Raw genomic sequence first — 23,335 nt, 5'->3', positions numbered from 1 at the left:
GTTTTCAACTTTTGTAATGGGTCGTTGGTCGTGTACTACATTGTAACTTTAAGCATTTGTTAGTAATGCTATAAAGTGGTAATGCTACAAATTCATAAAGGGGCTTGAGCCTCTATAAAAACACACTGGATAACAATAATGAAAAAGCTTCTTAAAGCGGCAGTTGCTGTATCAGTTGCACTTTCGTGCACGCCCGCCTTTGCAGACAAAAACGACAAAAATGAAGTTTTCACCAGTTCAACGTTCAAAGCTATGGAGCTTAGAAACATTGGACCTGCATATATGTCTGGACGTATCGCTGATATCGCAATCGATCAGAATAATCCCTCAACATGGTATACCGCGGTTGGCTCAGGTGGCGTATGGAAAACCACCAATGCGGGCACGACCTGGACGCCAATCTTCGACGACCAGCCTGTTTACTCTATCGGTGATGTAACCATTGCGCCAAGTAACTCAAATATCATTTGGGTGGGAACGGGCGAAAATAATGGTGGCCGTCACATTAGCTTTGGCGACGGTGTTTATAAGTCACTAGATGGCGGCCAAACTTGGAAGAACATGGGGCTTAAGAAGTCAGAGCATGTTTCAGACATTATTATCCATCCTACTAACCCAGATATCGTATGGGTTTCAGCGCAAGGGCCACTGTGGAGCGGTGGCGGCGAGCGCGGTCTATACAAAACCACCGATGGTGGCGAAACTTGGAAGCAGGTACTAAAGCCAGCTGATAAATGGACCGGCGTAACGTCATTACTTATTGACCCGCGTAACCCCGACAAACTATATGCTGCGACGTGGGCGCGCCAGCGTTCCATTGGTGCTTATGTGGGCACTAACGAAGGCGCTGGTATTCATACTTCTAACGATGGCGGCGAAACTTGGACTGAGCTTAAAACAGGCTTGCCACAAGGCAACATGGGTAAAATTGGAATGGCCATATCGCCCATGAACCCAGATGTTATTTACGCAACTATTGAAACCGACAATCGCGGCGGTGGCTTCTATCGCTCAGCCGACCAAGGCGCTAGCTGGACTAAAATGTCAGACGAAGTAGGCGGTGGAACAGGCCCTCATTACTATCAGGAAATCTTCGCTGACCAGCATCAGTTTGACCGTGTTTATATTGCCAGTAACTACAGTAAAGTGTCGGATGATGGTGGTAAGACGTGGACGCCCATTAATACAAAACGCAAGCACGTAGACGATCACGCCATGGCATTCCACCCAACCGATCCGGATTTTGTTTTAATGGGATCTGATGGTGGTATTTACATGTCTCACGACAGAATGGCTAACTGGCGCTTTATGGCGAACTTACCGTTGACCCAGTTCTACAAAGTTGCGCCAGATGATTCAAAGCCATTTTACAAAATTTACGCAGGTGCACAGGATAACTCTACCCAAGGCGGTCCTTCGCGCACTATGCGAGAAGAAGGGATTAAGAATAAAGATTGGTTCTTGACGTTAGGTGGAGACGGACACGGCCCGGCAACAGAGCCTGGTAACCCAGATATTATGTATTCGCAATGGCAGCAGGGAAATTTGACCCGCGTGGATATGAAAACCCGTGAAGGGGTTTATATTAAGCCTCAGCCATTGCCTGGAGACCCGGCAGAACGATACAACTGGGATGCACCAATTAATGTGTCGGCACACGACCCTGCACGTATTTACTTTGCTTCGCAGCGCGTTTGGCGAAGCGATGATCGCGGCGATAGCTGGACGCCGGTATCGGGCGATTTAACGAAAAACGGCAATCGTATGCACTCGCCATTGATGGGGCGCACATGGTCGGTAGAAGCCGGTTGGGATCTGTACGCCATGACCGAATTTCACACCATTGCCAATTTCGCTGAAAGTCCGGTAGATGAAAACATTCTGTGGGCGGGTACCGACGACGGTATTATTCAAGTAACCACAAACGGTGGTAAATCTTGGAAAAAGATTGAGCTAGATGACATTAAGGGCATTCCAGCCAATTCTTACGTGAACGATATTCGCGCAGATTTGTTTGACCCTAATACTGTATACGTTGCGCTTGATAATCATAAATACGGCGACTACAAGCCTTATTTAATTAAGTCGACTAACTTAGGCAAAAGTTGGACTTCACTGGCCGATGACTTACCTGAAAAGCACCTGGTGTGGCGCATTGTGCAAGACCATGTAAACAAAGACTTGCTTTTTATCGGTACAGAGTTTGGATTATTTTTCTCGGTAAATGGCGGTAAAGACTGGGTTGAGTTAGAAGGCGGTATACCGACCATTTCAACCCGAGATGTGAAAATTCAGCGTCGTGAAAACGATTTAGTTGCAGGTACGTTTGGTCGTGGGATTTACATTCTTGATGACTACGCGCCACTGCGTTCGTTAACTGAAAAGTCGATGCAGCAAGAGGCTATTTTGTTTGCCCCAAGCCGTCCGGTTAAGTGGTTCCAATTAGATGACAATCATACAGACTCCGACGGTGACGATCGCTTTGTGGCCGAGAACCCTGAGCACGGTGCAACGTTTACTTATTATCTGAAAGACAGCTTGCTTACGGCAAAAGAAAAACGCCAGGAAGCAGAGAAAAAGCTAATTGAAGATAAGAAGTACCCTAAATATCCAAGTTGGGAGGCCGTTGAGGCAGAAAATCAAGAAGCGGCACCCGCTATTTACGTTGAAATAAAAGATAGCGAAGGCGACGTTATAAAGCGTGTAGAGGGTAAAGTGAAGAAAGGCTTACATCGCATCACCTGGGATATGAAGCATACGTCAACTGCGCCGCTTACTGATAAAGAAAGTAAGGATAGAGGTTTAATGGCACTGCCTGGCACCTATACCGCTACTTTATTTAAGCGCGTTGATGCTAAGGTAACGCCACTTTCTGAAGCTGTTTCGTTTGAACTACAGCCAATTTATCAGGGCGCGCTTGAGGGTGCGACTTATGAGGAAATAGCTGCTTATTCAAATGACGTAAGCCGTGCTCAAAAACGCGCACTGTCTTCTACTACCGTGCTAACGCAGCTTAAAGATACAATGGCACTATTGCGAACGGCTATCGACCGCACACCCAGTGATGTGGCTAAACTTGAAGCGCAGTTTGCTGCTATTCAAGATGAAATAAACGAAGTGAACAGAGCGTTTTATGGTCTTAAATCTCGCGACAAAATGGGAATTAAACCGGCGAACATTATGAGTCGCTTGCGCTACGCGCGTTCTGCGTTGGGCTCTTCTTACGGCCCCACACAGCAGCACAAAGATCAGCTTGGCTATGCGCAAAATAGCTTAGATAGCGTGGTAACGCGCATCAGTACGTTGCAAAACACCGCTGTACCGAAGCTGCAGCAGGCAGTGCTTGATGCGGGTGGTCCATGGACTGCTGGTCTGCCTGTAATCGCGAAATAGCGGTCACTGGGGCTCATTGGACCTAACACGCGGCAGTAGATTTACTGCCGCGCCTTTCATCTTTTTACCAAATTTATCGGTACATACTTATTTTTTCTTTTGTGTATCGCTTAGTGAGACCGTCATTGTTTTCTTTTTTGTTTGCATCAAAATCTTCAGCTTTTGTTAAACGCCCATCAGGCAAACCTGTATCTACTACTTTACTAATATTTTCTTTGTCGCCGGTTTGGTCGACGCTTTCGTTATCCCTTTTGTCTGTACCAAGTTTTGCACAAGGTGAACCCTATAGCGAACTTGAGCGCTACACGGTAACGGCCATACGCCCCAACTATGACGAAACGCTCTCGCTCATTTTCCCACAATATGAGTTTGATAAGAGCAGTTTAGTAGCGCCTTTGAATACCAATGACGTTCTGCTTCAGTCCCCTTCTGTGTCGTTAAATGGGCAGGGAGGGCAAATACAAAGTATCAGTATTCGAGGGTATTCCCGGTGGCGAATTCAAACCCTATTAGATGGTGTACCGATTGTGAGCGACAGGCGGGCAGGCTCAAGTATTGGCTTTGTTCCACCTGATTTTATTGCGTCAGCAACCGTATTACCGGGCGCCGCTTCCACTTACCTAGGCTCGGGAGCGATAGGTGGCGCGGTGAACTTGCATTTTGGGGAAATTCAAACGCCTCACCTTCGCGTTGGCTACAGCAGCAATCAACAAATGAAGGCGCTGAGCTATGCTGGCAGCACACGCCATGCAGACAATAGCAACAGCCTAACTGAAGAGAGCAAGACAGACTGGAACATTTCATACAGAAGCGCCGACAATGGAGAAGATGCGAATGGCAATTCGTTGCTTGACCAATTTGAACAAACAGGCCTGTTTCTTAGGCACAGACCTGAAGACAGCGTCATAAAAGAAGCGTGGACGCTTTATTCTGATAATAACGACATTGGTAAGTCGAGCAGTGACTTCCCAGAAAGTAGAATAACCACCTACCCAGACAACACGCACTGGCTTGGCAAAATAGCGTTTGAAAGTCATCTATTTACTGGAAATGTCTGGTGGCATAAATCTAGCCTAGACACCTCGGTGTTGCGACCAGAAAGCCGCATCAACGACAGTGAAAACAAGGCGTTTGACTATGGGTTTAACATAAGTACAGATACGCACTTGAAAGACTGGGATTTGAACTGGCAGCTGCAAGTTACTGGTCGAGACGGCGTAGTGGCAGATGAGAGAGAATTTACATTAACACTAAAGGAAAGCGCGTTACCTGACACCACACCGCCCAGTTTCATAATAAACGCATTTGAACCAGAGCTTGCCTATGAAGTGCGCACTCTCGATGCAAGTGAGATTACTAGTGCAGCGGTTGCTGATGCCTCACGTCAGTGGCAAAGCTTGTCGCTCGCCCTTGGCGCACGGGTCGACTGGCAGCGCCAGTCTGATGATTCAGGTGCCAATACATTCCAATCTAGCACTGCTAAGACTAACATTAATCTAAGCGGGTATTTAGGCGCAAATTATCAGCTTTCTGAGCATTGGGCGGCCGGTATGTATGTGTCTAGCGCGTTTCGAAATCCGTCTTTAACTGAACGTTTCTTCGCTGGCGAAACGCCTCGCGGTACTGTGTTGGGCAGCCTCAAACTTGAAACAGAGCAAGCGTTAAATATGCAAGCCAGTGTTGCTTACAGCAGTGAGCAACTGCAAGGCTCGATAGAGGTGTTTAATCAGAAAATTGATAACTATATTGAACGCATTATGGTTGCTGAAGATGTGCTTCAATATTCTAATTTAGACAGTGCAACGATAGAGGGGGTGAGCTATCAACTTAGTTGGCAATCGCACAATGACGCATTAGACGCTCGACTTAGCGGAATGTGGATCAGCGGTGAAGACAACTTGGGTAACAGCATTGCAGACATACCTGCAAATAGTCAGAGGCTCGATTTAGGTGTTCAATGGCAAGCTGTGCGGTTTTTTACGGTATTTGCCTATCGCGCAAGTAAGACGGATATTGCTGACGGAGAACGAGCGCTCGATGAGGTTTTTACACTGGATATGGGCGCTGATTGGCAGTTAAACGAGCGTATTCAGCTTCAAGCTAGCTGGCGCAACTTAACCAATCAACAGTATTACACCAGTGCCGATGACAAAGCGGCATTTGCGCAGGGCGAAAGTGTTCAACTGGCAATAACTTATCTGTTATGAGTTGTTTAAGGGCTGACGAAATTTGTTCTTTCGATATTTGCTTTTCATGGTGGTGTACAGCATAACAAGGCCCGTTACCCACAGCACAAAAAGTAAAAGGGCGGCTGGCAAAAACAGCCATAGCTTGGCACCTTCAAAGAACCAACTACCGTCATGAATTGCTTCAATGGTGTCTGTGCGTCGGTACGCAACCTGAAGTACATCACCATTTTGTGCATTCAGTTGAACTTCCCAATGGTTCTTCCCTCGCACTTTAATGATGCCTTTTGTGGGGCGCACGTCTAATCGGTCTATATCGTCCCAGCTGTTTAAACTAACCTCAGGCACTTGTTTTACGGCTTGTAGCACGTCGTCGAAGGAAATCGTAGGCCCGTTGGTTTGGGTATTCTGCACTTTTTGAGTTGGTGGTTGGATCCAGTCGAATTCTTTTTTAACCTGCAATAATAAACCGCTCGCAATAACAATGATCACAGGAATGAAAATAACCAGCGACAGCCACAAGTGAATACTGCGGCTGTATTTGCGACTGTTCTTGCGAAAGGAACCGGACATGAAACAACACTAATACCAAAACAATGAAAACATTGCTCACTATACGGTAATCTCAATAGGCAGTAAAAACACTCTAACGCGAGGTTTACCCGTTTAAACGGAATTGCTTAGCGTCATTTGATTGCAGGGTGATTAAAGTGAAGTTTCGTGTCGCAGGTAAGGGAGACCACAGATTCAGTCAATGTAATTTCACCTATCTCTTGCCATTGGGCTTTATCTATCCCTGCATCGTTAAAATTGGCAGCAGATAAAACCCAAGGTAGCGTCTTATTTGGGTAATGCTGCAACGATAATTCATCCCTAAAGTCATCTCTATTCACTAGCGGTGTATCAGGTTTTAACGACGCTTTTAGCCAGTAAGGGCCTTGCGTTACATTCTTCGCTTTTTCGTCGTTAGGGAGCAGAACTTCTGCTAAATGTGAAACAGGTCTGAAACGCGCATTCGCTTTTTCACCGCTAAACCCCTTATCGGCTTCTTCAAGATCGCTTTCCAAGCGATATGCGGTTAGCAATTGACTAAAAGGCGGCAATTCGCCCAGTGCGGGCTCGTTAGTTAAAGGTAAGTTGGCGACATGCTGGGTTTTAGTGCCACCCAGCGAGTGCATTAAAAATATGTTTTCAGTAACCGTACTTTGAGTATTGGGGAAAGCTTGATTGCCATACCAAAAGCACGCTTATCTCGCTGCTTTGTACCGCTCAAGCTGACTGACGCTCTTACAATAACCGGCACGTTTGTGCGTGCTTGAAAAAGCCCCGAATAAGGGCTGCTGTGATTAATTTTCCATGTGCCAGCGAAGCAAATACCATTAGCTTGAAGTAGCTTATGCTTGGTACCTAATTCGATAAAATTTGCGTTAGAAGAAAGGGTTCTTTTAGCGTGACTTAACAGCAGGTTTTTACCGTCAACATCGAAGTGTTTGCGTGAAACTTTGTATTGCGGAAGCGTTGAATAGGGATCTGAAAAAACACGGCTTTTTACTTCTTCGAACGAGCTCGATGATGCGCTAGATGACGGTGGGTTTTCAGTTGTTTCTGAAAAAGCGAGTGCGTTGCATGACAATAAAACTAGTGCAAAAAAACGGCACGCCGTGAAAGTATCTTTACGTCTAATAGGTCTTTGTTGATACTGTGTAGTTCGAAAAAGGCGCATTGACATGGCGTGCTCCCCTGGTATCACTAGAAATCAACAACTTCTTCATACCCAAAAACGCATGGGTGAACATTTCACCCCAAATCAGTTGCTGGGCCGCACGCACACCATAGGTTGTGTTGCTGTTGAAATCACGCAAAAGTGTAATCTTGATTGCACCTTATGCTATTTATCTGAGCATTCGCAAGCGGTTCGCGACATTCCCATTCAAGAAGTGTTTAAGCGATTGGACAATGTCCTTCGTCACTATGGCCCTGGTACCAGTGTACAAATAACCGGTGGTGACCCTACGTTAAGAAAGCGCAGTCAGCTAATTGAAATCGTTGAATATGCCAATAAGCTAGGCTTACACACCGCACTTTTCACCAACGGTATTGCTGCCTCCCGTGACCTGCTTGCAGCTTTAGCTAAAGTCGGCTTAAACGATGTCGCTTTTCACGTTGATACCACCCAAGAACGTAAAGGTTTCACTGATGAAGCATCGCTACATGCTATTCGTTAAGAATACATAGAACGGGCCAAAGGCTTGGGGCTCATGATCATTTTTAACACCACAGTGCACACCGATAATTTCAAAGAACTGCCCATGCTGGTGGATTTTTTTGTGCAGCATGCAGACGCTATAAGTTTCGCCTCGTTTCAATTACAGGCAGAAACAGGCAGAGGGGAATGGGGAGCAAGAGCTGATGTAATTGACCCCGTAACGGTGAAAGCCGCTATAGAAAAAACAATTAGCAAAGTGCTGCAGTGGGAGAAAGTACGTATTGGTCATAGCGACTGTCACAGCTACATGCCAACGTTAGTGGCTGGTAAGCAGGTCTATTCTGTCGTTGATGACGCCCAATTGTTTGCGCAATTTATTGAAGACTTTAAGCACATACAAACAACCCGGCAACACGGCACGACACAGATTATATGGGATTACAGTAAAGCACTGCTTGCTAGGCCAACGTGGATTTGGAAGCTGGCTAAAGCGACCTCATTGAAACTGTTTGAAATGCGTAGCAGCCTTTTCAAAAGCAAAGGACGTGTGCACAAATTGTCGTTTTTTGTTCAGAACTTTATGGATGCCAACGCCCTTCAGCAAGACAGAATTGATGCGTGTTCATTTATGGTAATGACCGCAGATGGTTCCATCTCTATGTGCAAGCACAACGCCGAGCGCGATGAGCATATATTAAAACCACTGACATATACCGACCGCCGCGGGCAGGTAAAGCAATACCAGCCGTTAGGAGAGCGCTACAAACAAAACAATATTATCCCTATTCGCCAAATCTCGGATACAACAACACCTAGTTCGCTGTCAGCAAAAGCGCTAACTGCAAGTGACAAGCGTCACCATCCAGCCAAAAGCGTGTAAGGAGAAGCTCATGAAGCCTCGCCGATTTCCTCAATTGGGGAGTGTGTTAGCCATTATCTTGTCCATGCTGCTGTTGTATATTTTACCAGCTGCCAACAGTAGCCAGGCGTCTGAGGGCGGGTTAAATATTAACAGCGCTCAACCAATAGAACTAGCGCAACTTAAGCAAGGCTATTTCAAAGCGACACAAGATTGGGAATATGTACTTGAAAACTACGTAGATGAAGCGGGACGAACCGATTTTAGGGGGTAATCTAAAGATATAGTGCCCCTTGAAAACGTCATTAATTTTATTAGTTTTGCTAGTCCTGACGTCACGCCTGAATTGTTTGACTCACCACAATACACAATGGCCTATTACATCAATAGCTATAACGCGTTAGCCATGTACGGGGTTATAGAAAAAGGTATTCCAGATGGCTTTACCAGTTTCTTTTCACGAGCAGCTTTTTTCAAGTTTCGCGATGTGGTGATTGGCGGTAAAGTCACAAATTTATATGATTTTGAAAACGATGTAATTAGACCGCTTAACGAGCCCAGAGCCGACTTTGCGCTTAACTGCATGGTAAAAGATTGCCCAAGGCTACCGCAAACGCCGTTTTCTGCAAAAACCTTAGACGACACCCTTGAACAAGCCATCCATGAGTTCTTCGGGAATAAGAAACACTTTTACTTTGATGACAAACGCAAGCGCGTGTATGTTTCGGAAATCCTCGATTTTTATACTGAAGGCTTTGTCGCTTCAGGTAAAGCAAAGGACTTGCCTCAATATATTAACCAGTTTCTAGCCGAACCTATTCCTAATAATTATAAGCTGCGGTTTATTGATTATGACTGGCGTATCAATGCACAACCGGAACAACCGAAGGTTTCAACATCTACAAATGGCGACAATACTAATGCTCAGCAATAGGTGGCTACTCTGCCTTGGCCCAGTAATACTCATATAAAAGCCAAAAAACACGCTCTCGTTGTTTGGGTCTCTGATACCAACGACCCCTCGCCACTTCAAGTTGCAGCGTCTTGGTGGCTCTCTTAAGTAAGGGAACACTCTCGATAGATGCGAATGGCCAAGTAGTGTAAAATATGCGAAAGCGTGCATTGCGCTACACTTTAATCCATACCAATTACTGGCTACTCCACTTTTCAGGCCCATTTTCATGATCCACAACGATGTTCTACGTCGCCTTCGTTATGCATTAGCGATAAACGATACCGCCGCCATAAGTATTTTTAAATTAGTTAACTACGACATGGAAATTGATTATTTACATGCCGTGATGAAGCGGGAAGGCGAAGACGGCTATCTGCCGTGTCGCGATAAGATTATTGCGCTGTTTCTAGATGGACTGATTATTAAAAACCGTGGTCGTCAAGAAGGGCAAACGCCTCAAGAACTGGGGCCAAAAGAGCGATTAAGCAATAACGAAGTGCTGCGCAAAATCCGTATTGCGATGAGTTATAAAGATGACGATATGATAGCGGTGCTCAAATTAGCAGACTTTAGAATAAGTAAAGGTGAGCTGTCAGCATTTTTTAGAAAGCCAGACCATCGCAATTACAAACCCGCAGGCGATCAAGTGGTTCGTAATTTACTGCAGGGTATGGTGAAAAAATATCGACCGGAGTCAACGCGACAAACTTCGCCTAAAAAATCAGATAGCCCAAGTACTTCTGGTACTAAGCCAAGCTCATTTAATAAAGGCGCTAGCAAACAAAAAGAAGCGGCTGGCAAAAACACCAATACTAAAGTGTCGCCAGTGAAAAAAAGTGATGCAGGTTCGGTTTGGGGAAAGCTCCCTAAAAAATAAAAGCGCTGTAAAAATAGACGTTGAATAAAACGCATCTGAGGTAAAGCGCGTAAGAGGATAGACTAAGTGCTGTTGTGAAAAGAAAATTACCCCTCACTTCTATGCACTCGTTTTTAGGCAAAGCAAGATTGCCTTGCCTTAATTATCTATATCGCTAAGGACGACTATTATGAGCCGACATTTCGATAAGGCCGAAGGCCTGTATGAAGAGAAAGATGCCGCGACACAAGGTTTTGTGTTCAACCAAACTATGCTGCGCATTGCCGACCCCAAGCGTTCGCTAGATTTCTATACGCGAGTTATGGGAATGACGCTAATTAAGCGTCTAGATTTTGAAGAAATGAAGTTCAGCCTTTATTTTTTGGCGGCAGGTGATGATTTCTCTGATATTTCTGACGATGTAGACGAACGTACTCAGCAAACTTTTGGTCGCCCGGCTATGTTGGAGTTAACCCATAATTGGGGCGATACACCAGAAACAGTTGATTATCACAACGGAAATACAGAGCCAAAAGGTTTTGGGCACATTGGTTTTCATGTGCCTGATGCTGAAGCTGCATGTGCACGATTTGCATCACTAGACGTTCCTTTTCAGAAAGGGCTTAATGATGGTTCTATGAAAGGGATAGCATTTATCAAAGACCCAGACGGCTATTGGATTGAAATTTTCAACGCGTCTAATGTATCCGCAACTTGCGCGCCCCATTTGAAGAAGTAGGCGAGGCACGCACTACGGTACCATTTGCTAGCTGGGTTTTAAGTAGCAAGTAGTATCAGAAGTCACTGTTTACAAAAAAGGGTAGCTTAACTGAATAAGCTACCCTTTTTTGTTTAGTGACCTTATGGAACCCTAAATTATAGGGTTTTATTTTCAAGCCAACCCGTTCATTACTTCGCTTCTAACGTTAATTCCACACCGCTAAATTCGGTATGTAAGTCGTGCTGAGTATTTAGCAAGAATAAGCGATTCGCTTCAACTTCAGCTTCATTTGCCAAATAACCTTTCACCGCTTTACTGCGCGCGTCAGCCAGTTGAACTAAGTCACTTTCAGGAATAACAATGTTGTTACGTAGTTTGTTGTATCGGGCAATGCTTAATGCTCGGTTTACACTTTCTTCGTTAACGACTTCCTTATTGTTATCAGCACTCTTTTGGCTTTGTTCATTGCCTGAATTTGCGAGTTCAGGGTAAAGCTGCGCCACCATGTTTTCGTATTCTTGATTAAGGTCAGGTGTAAACACCTCAACATAGTAGGATAAAAGCGCGTCGGCTAACGGGCCTTCCAGTGGGATGCTACTGCCACTTATTGAGTCGCGCTGTACGCCGCCAAGGGTGTTGGAATTTTCATTTTCACCGCCAGCAAGAGATTTTTCGTTAGTACTAACGTTGCCGGAAGTAGCAGATGAATCAGCATAGCCGCCTCTTGTTAAAAGTGTGGTGTTCAACTGACGTTGCGCTAGGGCACTTGCATCAGACATGGCGTTGACAGTACCTTCGATATTAACCCTAAGTCCTGGACGTTTTTTAAGTGCTTTGGCAAGGGTATTCAGTTTTTCTTGAGCGTCGGCATTTAGCGAATGCTCTCCAAACCCAAACTCAACGTTGTCGAGTTCGTCGTCACTGCCAACTAGGTTCGCAAGTAGCGAAAACGGTGCAGTTACTGCTTTGGTAATAATGTTACCAATGGCATTGAGAATAATAGAGCCAAAGCTAAAGTCTGGGCTGTCGATATCGCCAGATACATCCAAGCCCAAATCAATAACGCCGTTTCTGTCTTCTAATAACGCAATGGCAAGCCCAAGCGGTAAGCTTAATGCCTGATCAGAGTTCGACTTCTTGCCCAACGTTAATTGGTCAATAACAACATGATTCTTACCTTCCAGCGCCTTACCGTTTAGTTTGTATTGCACAGCTAATGACAGCAAGCCTTTGTCAATGTAGTAGCCCATGTAGGTGCCTGAGTAGGGGTTAACTGAAGTCAGTTCGGCGCCTTTGACTGAAAAATTTAAATCAAGGTCTATATCATCTTTTAATGGGTGAATAGTGCCTGCTAGTTTTACCGGAGCATAGTTCTCTATCTTTCCGGTGATATCCACATTGGCAGGGGAAGTTGAGCGAGAGTCAATTCCCAATACTTTGCCATTTAAACTTTCTATAGCAGACGCAAATTTGGGCGTTAATGAATGGTCAGCAAAGTACGCTTTGCCGTTTTCTATTGATATGGTGTTAACGGCAATGGCCAATTCGTTGGCTTGTGAAGGCTCAGCTGTAGTGCTTGCATGCACGTTTGCGTTTGATGCTTTCGACGTGGTTGCGCTGCCAGTTTCGCTGGCACTTTCACTGTTAGCGGACTTGTCTGATGAAGCGACAATCAGCTTACTCACATTGGTCTGTTTAGCTTCATCAATAATAAGTCGTGCAAATGGCGCTTGTAGGTGAATGTTGTCTACGCTTAGCTGGTTCGATGTGTGGTCAAATTCGATGTTGTCTACATCTAAGGACTGCCACTGTAGTAGGGGAGAGCTGTCGTCATCCAGTACGCTTAAATTATTAATGCTAGTACTCGCCTTAACGTTCAGTGAGTCGATATTGTCTTTATCAGCGGCGTTCATAAATGCCCCATCAAACTCAACGTTTAAATTAAATAGCCCATCTTCAAGGGTCACATTTGCGTGAGGTGAAACGTACTGCTGGAACTGACTTAGCACCAGTTGCTCAATCGCTGCTTTACCCTGCACAGTTTGTTCTGCAATAACTACGCTGCCGCTACTGCTTAGTGCACCTTTGGATGTGTCGCTAAACGTCTGTGGGTCGGCAGAGACATGTAAACTGGTGGTGTAGGAAATAGGTTTAGAGAAGTCAGTAGTGACTTTTCCGCTTTTAATATTGAGGTTGCTGATGCGGTAGTAAGTACCGTCACTTATGCTACGCTCTAAAAGGTCAATGCTACCGTCATTAAATGCAAATTGGTGAAGCTCAACATACCACGAAGTGTCATGTGCGAGTTCTTCTGTGCTGTCGGTTGCTACGTTAGAAACATCCTCATCTTCTGTTTCACTATTTCCCTTTTGCGCTGTGCTATTACTTGTATGCGCTGTGCTATTACCTATATGCGCTGCGCTATTTCCTTCTTGCGCTGCGCTGGGGTTAGCGTTAGCTGATGTAGCATCTGCCGCAGGGCTTTTGGGGGTAAACAGACGCTGTAAATCAAGCCCTGACTTGTCAAATAGGCCCGACACTCGAACGTTGTCAAAAGCAACTTCAGCAATGCTAACTTGCTGTTCTAATGCGTTTACGTTTATATCGTGTATGGCAAACGCGGGTATGGCAATGATCTCTTGCGAACTCTTGGCGGTGCCTGTTGTAGCAGGCGAAGAACCAGCGTTAAACACAAGGTTGTTAACAGCAAATTCGCCACGCTCTAGAATAAACTGGAAGGCTGTATCTTGTTCAAAAACTTCAGCATGCAGGCTTAAACTCACCTTGCCGTCTACTAAATTTGCTTCTATCAAATCTTTCGAAAGTGACCAAAGCGGCGTAAGCGCTACATCGTTTATCGTGATGTCTGTCGTAACTTTCAGTGGAGATAATTGAAACTCGCCATCAATGGCGATGTTACCTTTCTCTGCGGTGAGCAAGTTAAATTGATATTGATTGAACGCTAACTTACCTTTTGATTGATCACTCTCACTTTTATCGCTTTTAGGGTTAGCGTTTTTGTTGCCAACACTACTTGAACTGATCAAAGCGTGAGTATCCAAATCTTGCAAGTCAACGCTCAATTCTGGGTAATCAAGTAGGGTGTTGGTCACCTTGTCTTCAATAACCACTCGCCCTTCGTTAAGTGCAAAATCACGTAACGTAATTCGGGGAATTTGCCCTTCGCTAGTGTCATTAGGCTCTTCAGGTGCTTTTGTACTGCGTTTCTCTACGTGGGTAAGAATGTCAGAGAAGTTGAAGATTTGTGTGTCTTCACTTTCGCTTAAACGTGCAATGGAAACAAAAGGTTCGTCTATGGTTAGCGATTCAACGGCAGGAGTGAAGGTGAAAAGTGATTGCCAGAATCCAAGGTCCAGCGAAACACTGCCTACGCTAAAAAAATGATTTTCTTGGTTCTGGATTACGGCGTTATCTTCGCTTTCATTTGAAGAGTGTATATTTGGATAGATAACAAGATTAGTCACTTCTATCTTTAGCAAGAAAGGATTGATTGCAATATCTTCAACAGCAGCATCTCTTCCAATGTTTTCTTTCACTATGTTGGGTAACTTTGCCTTTAACACCGCAGGCGTAACTACGCCGATAAGAAGCGCGTAAGTAAGGTAAATGAGAACAAGATAAGTGGATAGTCGAAACCATTTGGGCTTCGTAGAAAACCGAGATATGGCATTTTGCATAGGCGATTAGGCTGTGTATTTGAGTGTAAAAAGATAAACAGGAGTTGCTATTTCACCAAGCTAAAAGCCCCTGCGAGAAAGTTAAAGCGTATTAATTTGGATTGTAGAAGAGAATTAATACGCCTTAGACAGGTTACAGAGCGGTTAGCAAATTATCTAGGCCAGATTTAAACAACGCCTGTGTTTCTTCATCTGCATTTACATTTAAATACGAGCTGATTTGAGTGACAAAGCTGGCAATTATATCGGTTGAAAGGCCTAGCGCTTCAAATTGTTGCTTTAAGTCGTTTACCGATTTAAGTGTAGAGCTGTACTCAGAGGCCTTGTTGAGTAAGCCTGATAGTGAAGAGCTTGAGCTTGCTGCTGAGTTACCACTAAGAGAGGGAACATCTTCAAGCAGGCTATCAATACCTGGAATGCTGCTTGCCAACTGGGCGTAATCAGCGCCTGAAAGGTTGCCTTGTACATAGTTCATAATAGAGGCGATGCCGCCTTCTGATTGAGTTTCAGAAACACTCAGATTGTCAGAGACTGTGCTTATTAAGCTGGCTAAATCAATACCTGATGCTGCATTGGTTGCCATCTCAGTGAGGCTGGTCGAAGTTACTGTCGATTCCGCTTTTTTGTCGCCTAATAGGCCTTTAAGCTGATCAATATTGGCATTTGCGTTGGTCGTAAATAACGTAAGAGCGACTACTGCAGGTGCTAAAACGATACGGTTCATATTTGGCTTCCTTTTAGTACGCCAGGAGCGCCAGCTCATCTGGAGTAACATGATTGAAAATAACCGTAGCAAGTGTGCTATCGACTATTTAAACCTTCCATAAATTAGAAGTTTTCAGGTGTGTAAATACTCACATTCTAACGTAGTGAGGTCGTAAATTCTCTATAGAAATTGTAAAGGCACTTTACATTTTATAAGAGACTTGGGTGATCGAGTGGTAGTGTGCAGTAGGCAGGAACTAAGTCAATTAGACAAAACACTAAAAGGAGCGATACGCTCCTTTTAGTATTCTGATAATTTTGGGGCTTACTTGCTCTGTTTGGGTGGAACGATTATACGCTCTACATCAGGTGAAGCATTTTTTTCAACACTCGCCGTATCAAGAGAGGTACCAAGTTGATAGTCTAGCTGCACCAGAAGACCGGTCTGCCTCACGCCTTTGCCACCTTGAATACGAGGCTTGTATTCCCATTGTTTCAGGGCAACTTTTGCGCTTTTATCAAACACGCCAGCAGGTACCGATTTTACTACTTTTACATTATCTGTAGCGCCCGTTTCAGTAATATCGAAAGAGAGCACAACGAAGCCTTCTACATTTTCTTGCGCTGCTTTCTCTGGGTAAGTTGGTGGAACGCGTTTAACCGGTGATGCCTCGTTAATTTTAGCTTCAGATTTTGTCTCTGCGACTGGAGCATTTGCTAAGGCGGTGTTAATAGTGAGCAGGGCGGCAACTGAAAGTACGCCTGCAGCCAGTACTTTATTGTTACGCATAGGTTGCTTTATCGCGTTTAAACGTTTGATCATAGTCCTTTTTTCTCCAAAGGTTGGGTAAAGCCCGCGTGTAAAGTGTAGGGCGTTTGAACCATGCTCGGCACACTGCACGAGTGCTTTTGCATAGATAAGTTTTTCGTTGTCGGTCTTGTCTTTCAATACGGCGTGATCACAAGCCAGTTCTTGATTGATTCGAAAGGATTTTAGCGCTAGCCAAACCAGTGGGTTGAACCAAAATACAATTGCTATAATCAGCGCTGACATATTCCACAGGTGGTCGTGATGTTTGCGATGAATGTTCTCATGTTCTAATACCAGCGCTTGTTGCTTAGTTGAAAACACACTTTTAAACGAGAAAGGAATAAGCACCTTAGGTGAGATAAAGCCAAACAGCATGGGTGTGGTAGTTTTGTTGGAATAGTAGGCATTAGTATGGATAGCGCGTTGTTTTCCTATCGATGCCCAAATCTTAATGTGATGCATTAGTACGTAGGCTGTGATCACGCTTGCACCAGTTAGCCAAATAAATAAAACGGTTTCGAATTCAGCGGTCTCTATTGTTGGCTTAACGCCAACCACGTAGCGAGTAAAGCTATTCGATGGCATGTTAACCAGCGACATAGGAAGGTTATTGACTATTAGGCACCCTGGAATTAATGCCCATAACTTATAGGTAAGTGAAGCCCCAATTTTATGGGTGAAAAAATGCTCGCACACCATCAACAAGACAAGCACTACCGACAAAATACCTTGCTGAGCAACAATCCAATCAATCATTGTTTTGTTCCCATTCCTTTATAAGCGCTTTCAGCTCGCTTATGTCTTGTTTAGACAATGAATTCTGATTGGCAAAGCCAGCGATCATAGGCGTTATTTTTCCTTTAAATAAACGACTAACAAAGCTAGCTGTTTCTTTTTTTGTATAGTCTTCTCGCGCAATCAGCGGGTAATAAAGGTACTGCCGTTGCTGTTTTTCAAACCCCAATACTTCTTTTTTCACCAAGCGGCCTAATAATGTTTTTACGGTTTTTTCATGCCAGTCTTTTTTGTCATTAAGCCGTGAAATAACTTCATTCGACGTGGCTGGGTGGCTGTCCCACAGTACATCTAGCACCTCAAACTCGGCGTTAGAAATTTCGGGTTTGTCAGACATTTTGCTCATAGGAACGAAACCTATCTTTGTTGATTACAGTTGTAGTCCATGTGTTTAGATTACACTTGTAATTCTACAGTGCAAGCATTTTTTGTGTATTTTTAATCCAAAAGGCTTTTTTATAACTTTAGTGAGGAAGGGAATGGTTTAATAAATTCAGCGATTAAGGTCGCCCAAAAGCGCAAATTAAAAATGTGAAAATGAAAGCGTGGTTCACACTTTTTCAATTGAAAGAAAGAGTAAGAGCGGTGCCGGTCCTTTTAATAAAGGACATTGAAGTTAAGGTCGGTTGATTCCAAGAACTCGCCCAAAATGCGAGATTGTTGATTCCCCCTTGGCACCATGACATAGCACGCTGGCAGGGGGATGACCTCTTGTAATTCGTACCACAAGGTATCCAGTATTTCGTTACCGAATTTTAAAAACGTTTCGCCCCAAGATGTTTTGTAGATAATAGCGACATCTTCAACCGTGGCTTTTTGGCGTAAGGTAGGAAAATTCACGATCGCAAAACATGCGGTTATGCGTTCCGGTGCAAGTAAATCGTTACGAGGTAGCGACGAGACTTTAACTGGTGGAAAGTACTTGCACAAGTGTTTAAGAAGGTCGTTAAGGTCTAGCTCGCTTACTTCACCATAGTTGTAATCTAGATAAACTTTGCTGTTGGTATCAATTATCTTACTTGAAACCAACCATACCATTAACGCAATCGCGCTAGAAGCTTGGGATATTTTCTGAGCTTCATCAATGATGCCTGATTTACTTAATAAGTCACCCGCATAGGCCGACCATACCTCGGTGCCGTTTTTTAGCTGGCGCATGGCAATGGTGATTTTCTCGCAGTACAGACTCTCGTCGAATGCACGACGTAGAAACTCAATTTTAGCTTCTTTTTTAGCGTAGTAGGTACTTAAGCGCCTACCCAAAACCGTCATGTCTTTCTCATCCATCACTTGTTGGTAGTGGCCAAGTTCTTTAGAAATGCGTCGGTAGCATTTTAAGAGGAAACTGTGAACCCGACGACTAAGTTGTACGCGTTCGCTAAATGTCCAATCTTGTTGATTATCTAAATGGAGGATCTGCTTTCGGCTCCACCCCCAGTGCCTGGCGTAAGAGGCTAAAATTCTACGTTTAAAGTTTGGCTTTTCTCCTTCGAAAAGGGATTGGCTTAATGGGCAAGCACATTTTAAGTACAAACATTGCTGAAGGACTTCTATGTCTTCAGCCTGACCGTTAACTTTGTAGTGGGTGATAAGTTCGTCGAACATTAATGCGTAAGGGTCGATGTCTGCCACATGGCCCGGCGCTTCAGCGCCGCGATGTACATGCTTTTTAAGCAAGTTACATAGCGGTTGTCCATTAGATATATTGGCTAAATACACTTCAAGCTTTGCCATTTTTAAAACCGACTTGAAGGGGGAGTCCATGGCTTTACCCAATTGCCAAATAGCAGCGCCGAACAGTTCACTGGCATCAAGCTTCTCTAAGTGGCCTAAGTCCATAAACCAATCAAGATCTGGTGAGCCACCTCTTTCAAGACTGTTGTAGATGGCCTGATATTGTTTTTCGCTGGCTTTTTCCGGTGTAAGCCACCAAAAAGGGGCCTTGCCTGCCACCACAATATTGGTGTTGTAAAACTCAGCTTTTAAAAACAGGGCTTGCGCTGAACCCGCACTTTCACCTTCAGCAACACCGAAATCGTTTTGCTTAACTTTGTCTATTTCAGATAGAAAGAAATGTACTTCAATGCCAAAAGTGTTGTCGGCCCACTTTTCAATGGCGGTAAGTTTTTGCTGAAGTAAGGAAAGTTCTACGTCTGAAAATTGATTGCCATCAATACACACCCAATAATCAAAATCTGATTCATCGGTTTGCGCAATTGTGCCCACGCTGCCCATGAGGACCAGTGATTCTATGGCTCGTTGCCTTGGCCAGATTTGTTTAACATCCGCAAAAAGGTGACTCTCAGCGGGAAAACACCGTAAAAGCGCCTTTTCTATATCAGACCTAAAAGAGTAGTTATTGATGCCGAATGGAACAGTTTCGCCCGAAGAAAGTGGGCCTATATAACCTGGAAGTGCTTCGTGATTAACGTGTACAAGGAAAGGGAGCACGTGAAAAAGTGGCTTGTGCTTTTCAGGCATGAGCGTAAGCGCTCGTTCGATACGGGCTTTGTTATACCTTAATACACGCAATAACCTAATGGTAAGGTTTTGCTGAACGGAGAGAGGCTGCTGCGCTGCCATTATGTCAATCTACACTTCTTCATGCCGCCAAGCATAACGCTAATTCGCATCGACTTCCTCTATTTTCGGCAACAACACAAGCTATGTCGTTTTAGTAAAGTTTTATATAAAAGCGATGTTTAGTGTACGAACGACTACTTTTCTTTATTAATGCCAGCAATATGCGTCTGTAAACAACATTTACAAATGTGTCGGCGCGTTTTTAGGCAGCGTAATTTTGACACGAAGACCACCTTCTGCAGGGCTTTGCATTACAAGCGTTCCAGCGTGCTTTTCTACTGCTTTTAGCGCAATAGTTAAGCCTAGACCAAAGCCTTCAGTATGCATTTGGTTTCCGGCTCGGTAAAAAGGCTGCATTAACTTTTCAATCTCAGCGTCGTCTACGCCAATACCATTATCCTTAACAACAATAACAACGCTATTAGTACTAAAAGCAACGTCTATAGCAACAGGTTGGCCTTTATTCGAGTACTTGCAAGCGTTACCCACTATATTGTCTAACGCTTGATGCAAAGCTTCAGGGAAGCCATTAATAATGGCGTCTTCTTCACGTGATTGATTGAACGTTAATGTGGTCGGAATACCCGGGTAGTTTACCGCCATGTCGTCTAATACACGGTTACATAACGCAATAATGTCACATGGCTCAGCTTTCTGAGGCGTCTGTTCCAATGTCGAAAAGTTTAAAATTTGCTGAATGAGCTGATCCATTCGTTGGCAGTCATTATGTATTTGCAGTACGTGTTTGTTTTTAGGTTGATGCTGTTCGATGATTGCAGCAGATGCCTGAAGCCGTGCAAGAGGGGCTCGCAACTCATGAGATACGTCATGTAATAATCTTTGTTGGGCACCTATCGCATCAGCGGTTTTGCTAACCATAAAGTTAATATCGGCTGCGAGGTCGCTCAACTCGTCGCCACGAGTAAGAAGTTGAGAGGGGACTGGTGTCGCGGTTTGGTCGTTGGCGTATTTTCGGCTAAAAGCCCCTAAATATTTAATAGGTTTAACGATGCTCCAGCTAAGCAGAGCACTCACCAGTGCCGAGGCTAAAAATATAAAAACAAACTGTATTGACTGAAAGCGACTAAGCACTTGTTTGTAAATTCGAGGCGTTTGCGGTTGCCTAAATTGAGCGACATAGCGGTTGTTTGATGGCCCGTATATTTCACGTGTGATCCTGTGCTCTTCAGGCACTTTGTTCAGTCGATAGTGGTAAACGACTTCGTTATCAGGCGTTGAAATAAGCATGGGGATTAGCTGGTTTTCTCGCCCATTTCGCCTTTTGACCCATTCTTTAATCTCACTTCTAGCTCTACCGTTTGTGAACGCTTCGTGCTCGTATCGCCATACAATCCTTTCAGCCTGATTCGTCGCATCATCAAGAAAACGCTTGTTGTAGCTACTTGCAGTATACTCGTTAACTAATACGTAACCGGTAGCCGCCATTACCGCTAGGCTGGCTACCCAAAAAGCAACAAAAATTCGCCAGAATAAGCGCTTGAAACCCAAGTTAGTTTTTATATCTGTCCATTTAACCTTACTGACCATTGCCTTTGTCTTTTATTCCGATTGCTGAGGAGCGGTTAGCATTTGATACCCCACGCCGCGAACAGACTTAATGACGTTCTTAACGCCGGCAGCTGCGAGTTTTTGACGAATTCGGCTTACGTGGACATCCATCGCTCTGTCATAAGCTTCCAATGGACGTTTTAATACTTCCTGTGTCATTTCTTGCTTCGATATAGTTTGGCCTACACGCTCCATAAGATAGCTAAGTGCATTGAATTCAGCGCCAGTTAGCGCAAGAGATTTGCCATTAACCGTGGCTTGCCGTGCACCTAGATCCAGGTATATACCGTGCAATTCACTTAGCGAAGCGGAGGGCGTGGCCTTCAGATATTGCGTTCTTCGAATTATGGCGCGAATACGGGCACCAAGTTCCCTGGGGTTACAAGGCTTTGGCAAGTAGTCGTCAGCACCTAACTCAAGCCCTACTATTCGGTCTATGTCATCGCCACGACCTGTTAGCATAAGAATTGGGGTTTGTTTTTCGGCTCTTACCGATTTCAGTACATCAAGCCCGGATATGCCAGGCATCATGATGTCTAGCACAACAGTGTCGTACTTCTCGGTGTTTAGTAGTGTTTTTATTGCTTCATCGCCGCTGTGAATGGCATCTACACTGAAGCCGTCCCCTTCTAAAAACTCTTGGAGTAGGGCGCATAGGTCTTTGTCATCATCGACGAGCAACACATTGATTTTTTCATTTTTCATGCCCGAATATTACCCCTATTCACTGCGGTATTTTTTAACTTTACCCAACTTTACACTAGCTTAACCCTACTTATCGATTGATTCATGCATACTTAATTCCGTTGATGAGACAACATTATTTTTAAACGTCATGCATAACCATGACAAAACAAGTAGGAAGATTAAGATGAAAAAATTAATTACCGGTGTTTTATTAAGTGCATGTATCGCAACCACTGCTTATGCAGGCGGTAAAAATTCTGATGAGCGCAGAGGTGGTGATTTCTTGCCTTTGCATAAAATGGAAAGAGTACTCGACTTAACTGAAGAGCAAAAAGTGCAATTTCAAGCGCTAAAAGAAGAGCTTAAGGCTGAGCGTGAGGCCAAGCGAACTGAAATGGGAGAAGAAGGAAAGCGCAGAAAAGTTAATGCGTTAGCGGGTCTAAATCCTGACGACCCTGACTATCAAGCGAAAGTGGAAGCTATTGCGGATCAAAAAGCTGAAAAAGCAAAAGCTCGCTTTCTTAAACGTGCAGAACTTCGCATGAAAGTAGCGGAAATCCTAACCGATGAACAGCTTGAAAAGTTTGATAATATGAAAAAGAAACGTGGGAAAAAACAGCGTCAACATAGCTAATTCTTACCACGTTTAATCAGTAAAAAGCGCCTTTATGGCGCTTTTTTGCTAACGGCCATTGGCAAGCCGCGTTTGTAAATGATGGCCCGTGTGAAATGTATTTAGCTAGTTTTGAATAGCACTTGATGGATACTGTTCTAGCAATGCTGTAACTAATTCATCGAGTTTCTTTTGAATGCTTATGCTGTCTTTAGATTCAAGCTCAACACTACCTGAAGCGCTATAGATAAACCTACCATCTTTCACCATATCTATTTGAAGCCCCTGCTGTAGAGACGTTTGCTCTCCCACAGGTATGCTAAAGATACTGCCGAGTGAAATGCCGCCGGAGCGCCCAAATGTTCCTGTACCTAATCCCAAATTTAATGTGGTTCCATCTTCTTTTGTGGTCGTTGAAGGAAGATAACCAACTGAAACATCAGCCTCGTCTTCTGCCGTTGGCGTTAAACCTTTGGTAATTAATCGCTGTGTGATGGTTGAAGACAAATGGTTGGCGAGAGTTTCGTTGATAGGTTTTAACGGCGCTTGAATGTAAAAGGTTTTAATGTCAGCAAAGTTTTGCGAGTCGTCAACGCTCACTTGGGGTTTGCTGCTGCACCCAGCGACGAGTATTGCGCAAAATAAAAAGAATAATCCTGATTTCAAACGAGATATACCCTTAACAAAGCGGGTATCGA

At 44.2% G+C, this 23,335-nt stretch carries 20 protein-coding genes; 9 read left to right on the top strand and 11 right to left on the bottom strand.

Annotated elements, in window-relative coordinates; all coding sequences use genetic code 11:
* Nucleotides 1-138: 138 nt before the first annotated feature.
* Complete coding sequence (locus RJ41_RS06465) at nucleotides 139-3,393, top strand: VPS10 domain-containing protein (RefSeq protein WP_039218428.1); 3,255 nt, start codon at nucleotides 139-141, stop codon at nucleotides 3,391-3,393.
* A gap of 251 nt (nucleotides 3,394-3,644) precedes the next feature.
* Nucleotides 3,645-5,600 (top strand): TonB-dependent receptor, encoded by a 1,956-nt coding sequence (locus RJ41_RS06460; protein ID WP_240485747.1) that lies wholly within the window; start codon nucleotides 3,645-3,647, stop codon nucleotides 5,598-5,600.
* Here the strand turns inward: RJ41_RS06460 and RJ41_RS06455 are convergent.
* From RJ41_RS06455 to RJ41_RS19335, 3 genes are all read right to left on the bottom strand, one after another.
* Complete coding sequence (locus tag RJ41_RS06455) at nucleotides 5,595-6,152, bottom strand: PepSY domain-containing protein (RefSeq protein WP_039218424.1); 558 nt, start codon at nucleotides 6,150-6,152, stop codon at nucleotides 5,595-5,597. The genes RJ41_RS06460 and RJ41_RS06455 overlap by 6 nt on opposite strands.
* Nucleotides 6,153-6,265: 113 nt before the next feature.
* Entirely contained in the window at nucleotides 6,266-6,757 is a 492-nt protein-coding gene (locus RJ41_RS19340; RefSeq protein WP_240485746.1) for a hypothetical protein, read from the bottom strand.
* A complete protein-coding gene (locus tag RJ41_RS19335) occupies nucleotides 6,757-7,308 on the bottom strand; it encodes a hypothetical protein (RefSeq protein ID WP_240485745.1) in 552 nt (183 codons plus the stop codon). The genes RJ41_RS19340 and RJ41_RS19335 overlap by 1 nt, the downstream gene beginning before the upstream one ends.
* On the opposite strand from RJ41_RS19335, the gene RJ41_RS19330 reads away from it, so the two are divergent.
* The 6 genes from RJ41_RS19330 to gloA all read left to right on the top strand — a co-directional run bounded on the left by RJ41_RS19330 (nucleotide 7,307) and on the right by gloA (nucleotide 11,194).
* Nucleotides 7,307-7,804: a radical SAM protein gene (locus tag RJ41_RS19330; RefSeq protein WP_240485744.1), complete on the top strand. Its 498-nt coding sequence runs from the start codon at nucleotides 7,307-7,309 to the stop codon at nucleotides 7,802-7,804. The genes RJ41_RS19335 and RJ41_RS19330 overlap by 2 nt on opposite strands.
* A gap of 33 nt (nucleotides 7,805-7,837) precedes the next feature.
* On the top strand, nucleotides 7,838-8,665 hold the full coding sequence (locus RJ41_RS19325) for a hypothetical protein (protein WP_240485743.1): 828 nt from the start codon (nucleotides 7,838-7,840) through the stop codon (nucleotides 8,663-8,665).
* 10 nt (nucleotides 8,666-8,675) lie between these two features.
* Nucleotides 8,676-8,918: a hypothetical protein gene (locus RJ41_RS19320; RefSeq protein WP_240485742.1), complete on the top strand. Its 243-nt coding sequence runs from the start codon at nucleotides 8,676-8,678 to the stop codon at nucleotides 8,916-8,918.
* Nucleotides 8,919-8,930: 12 nt separating this feature from the next.
* A complete protein-coding gene (locus RJ41_RS06440; RefSeq protein ID WP_240485741.1) occupies nucleotides 8,931-9,578 on the top strand; it encodes a DUF547 domain-containing protein in 648 nt (215 codons plus the stop codon).
* A gap of 247 nt (nucleotides 9,579-9,825) precedes the next feature.
* Nucleotides 9,826-10,476 (top strand): YehS family protein, encoded by a 651-nt coding sequence (locus tag RJ41_RS06435; RefSeq protein ID WP_039218421.1) that lies wholly within the window; start codon nucleotides 9,826-9,828, stop codon nucleotides 10,474-10,476.
* A gap of 169 nt (nucleotides 10,477-10,645) precedes the next feature.
* Nucleotides 10,646-11,194 (top strand): lactoylglutathione lyase, encoded by a 549-nt coding sequence (gene gloA / locus RJ41_RS06430; protein WP_014950300.1) that lies wholly within the window; start codon nucleotides 10,646-10,648, stop codon nucleotides 11,192-11,194.
* A 170-nt stretch (nucleotides 11,195-11,364) separates the two neighbouring features.
* Here the strand turns inward: gloA and RJ41_RS06425 are convergent, their stop codons facing one another.
* The 7 genes from RJ41_RS06425 to RJ41_RS06395 all read right to left on the bottom strand — a co-directional run bounded on the left by RJ41_RS06425 (nucleotide 11,365) and on the right by RJ41_RS06395 (nucleotide 22,042).
* Nucleotides 11,365-14,874: a DUF748 domain-containing protein gene (locus RJ41_RS06425; protein WP_039218417.1), complete on the bottom strand. Its 3,510-nt coding sequence runs from the start codon at nucleotides 14,872-14,874 to the stop codon at nucleotides 11,365-11,367.
* 133 nt (nucleotides 14,875-15,007) lie between these two features.
* Nucleotides 15,008-15,598, bottom strand: a complete 591-nt coding sequence (locus RJ41_RS06420; protein WP_039218415.1) for a DUF2780 domain-containing protein — start codon at nucleotides 15,596-15,598, stop codon at nucleotides 15,008-15,010.
* Nucleotides 15,599-15,904: 306 nt separating this feature from the next.
* Nucleotides 15,905-17,146 carry a M56 family metallopeptidase gene (locus RJ41_RS06415; RefSeq protein ID WP_039218413.1) on the bottom strand — a complete coding sequence of 414 codons (1,242 nt, stop codon included), beginning with the start codon at nucleotides 17,144-17,146 and terminating at the stop codon, nucleotides 15,905-15,907.
* Nucleotides 17,139-17,531, bottom strand: a complete 393-nt coding sequence (locus tag RJ41_RS06410; RefSeq protein WP_039218410.1) for a BlaI/MecI/CopY family transcriptional regulator — start codon at nucleotides 17,529-17,531, stop codon at nucleotides 17,139-17,141. The genes RJ41_RS06415 and RJ41_RS06410 overlap by 8 nt, the downstream gene beginning before the upstream one ends.
* A 251-nt stretch (nucleotides 17,532-17,782) precedes the next feature.
* Entirely contained in the window at nucleotides 17,783-19,768 is a 1,986-nt protein-coding gene (locus RJ41_RS06405; RefSeq protein WP_039218406.1) for a class I adenylate cyclase, read from the bottom strand.
* A gap of 180 nt (nucleotides 19,769-19,948) precedes the next feature.
* Nucleotides 19,949-21,316 carry a HAMP domain-containing sensor histidine kinase gene (locus tag RJ41_RS06400; protein WP_039218405.1) on the bottom strand — a complete coding sequence of 456 codons (1,368 nt, stop codon included), beginning with the start codon at nucleotides 21,314-21,316 and terminating at the stop codon, nucleotides 19,949-19,951.
* A 12-nt stretch (nucleotides 21,317-21,328) separates the two neighbouring features.
* Entirely contained in the window at nucleotides 21,329-22,042 is a 714-nt protein-coding gene (locus RJ41_RS06395) for a response regulator transcription factor (RefSeq protein WP_039218403.1), read from the bottom strand.
* 166 nt (nucleotides 22,043-22,208) lie between these two features.
* Between RJ41_RS06395 and RJ41_RS06390 the strand changes: the two genes are divergently transcribed.
* Nucleotides 22,209-22,658 carry a Spy/CpxP family protein refolding chaperone gene (locus RJ41_RS06390; RefSeq protein WP_039218401.1) on the top strand — a complete coding sequence of 150 codons (450 nt, stop codon included), beginning with the start codon at nucleotides 22,209-22,211 and terminating at the stop codon, nucleotides 22,656-22,658.
* Between the two features lie 105 nt (nucleotides 22,659-22,763).
* On the opposite strand, the gene RJ41_RS06385 is transcribed toward RJ41_RS06390, so the two are convergent.
* Nucleotides 22,764-23,237, bottom strand: a complete 474-nt coding sequence (locus RJ41_RS06385) for a DUF4136 domain-containing protein (protein WP_240485740.1) — start codon at nucleotides 23,235-23,237, stop codon at nucleotides 22,764-22,766.
* Nucleotides 23,238-23,335: the final 98 nt, after the last annotated feature.

It is taken from the genome of Alteromonas marina (genome assembly GCF_000808575.1).
GTDB lineage: Bacteria > Pseudomonadota > Gammaproteobacteria > Enterobacterales > Alteromonadaceae > Alteromonas > Alteromonas marina_A.
The sequence above is the reverse complement of the archived record's forward strand: the minus strand, read 5'-3'. Positions and strand labels throughout refer to the sequence as shown.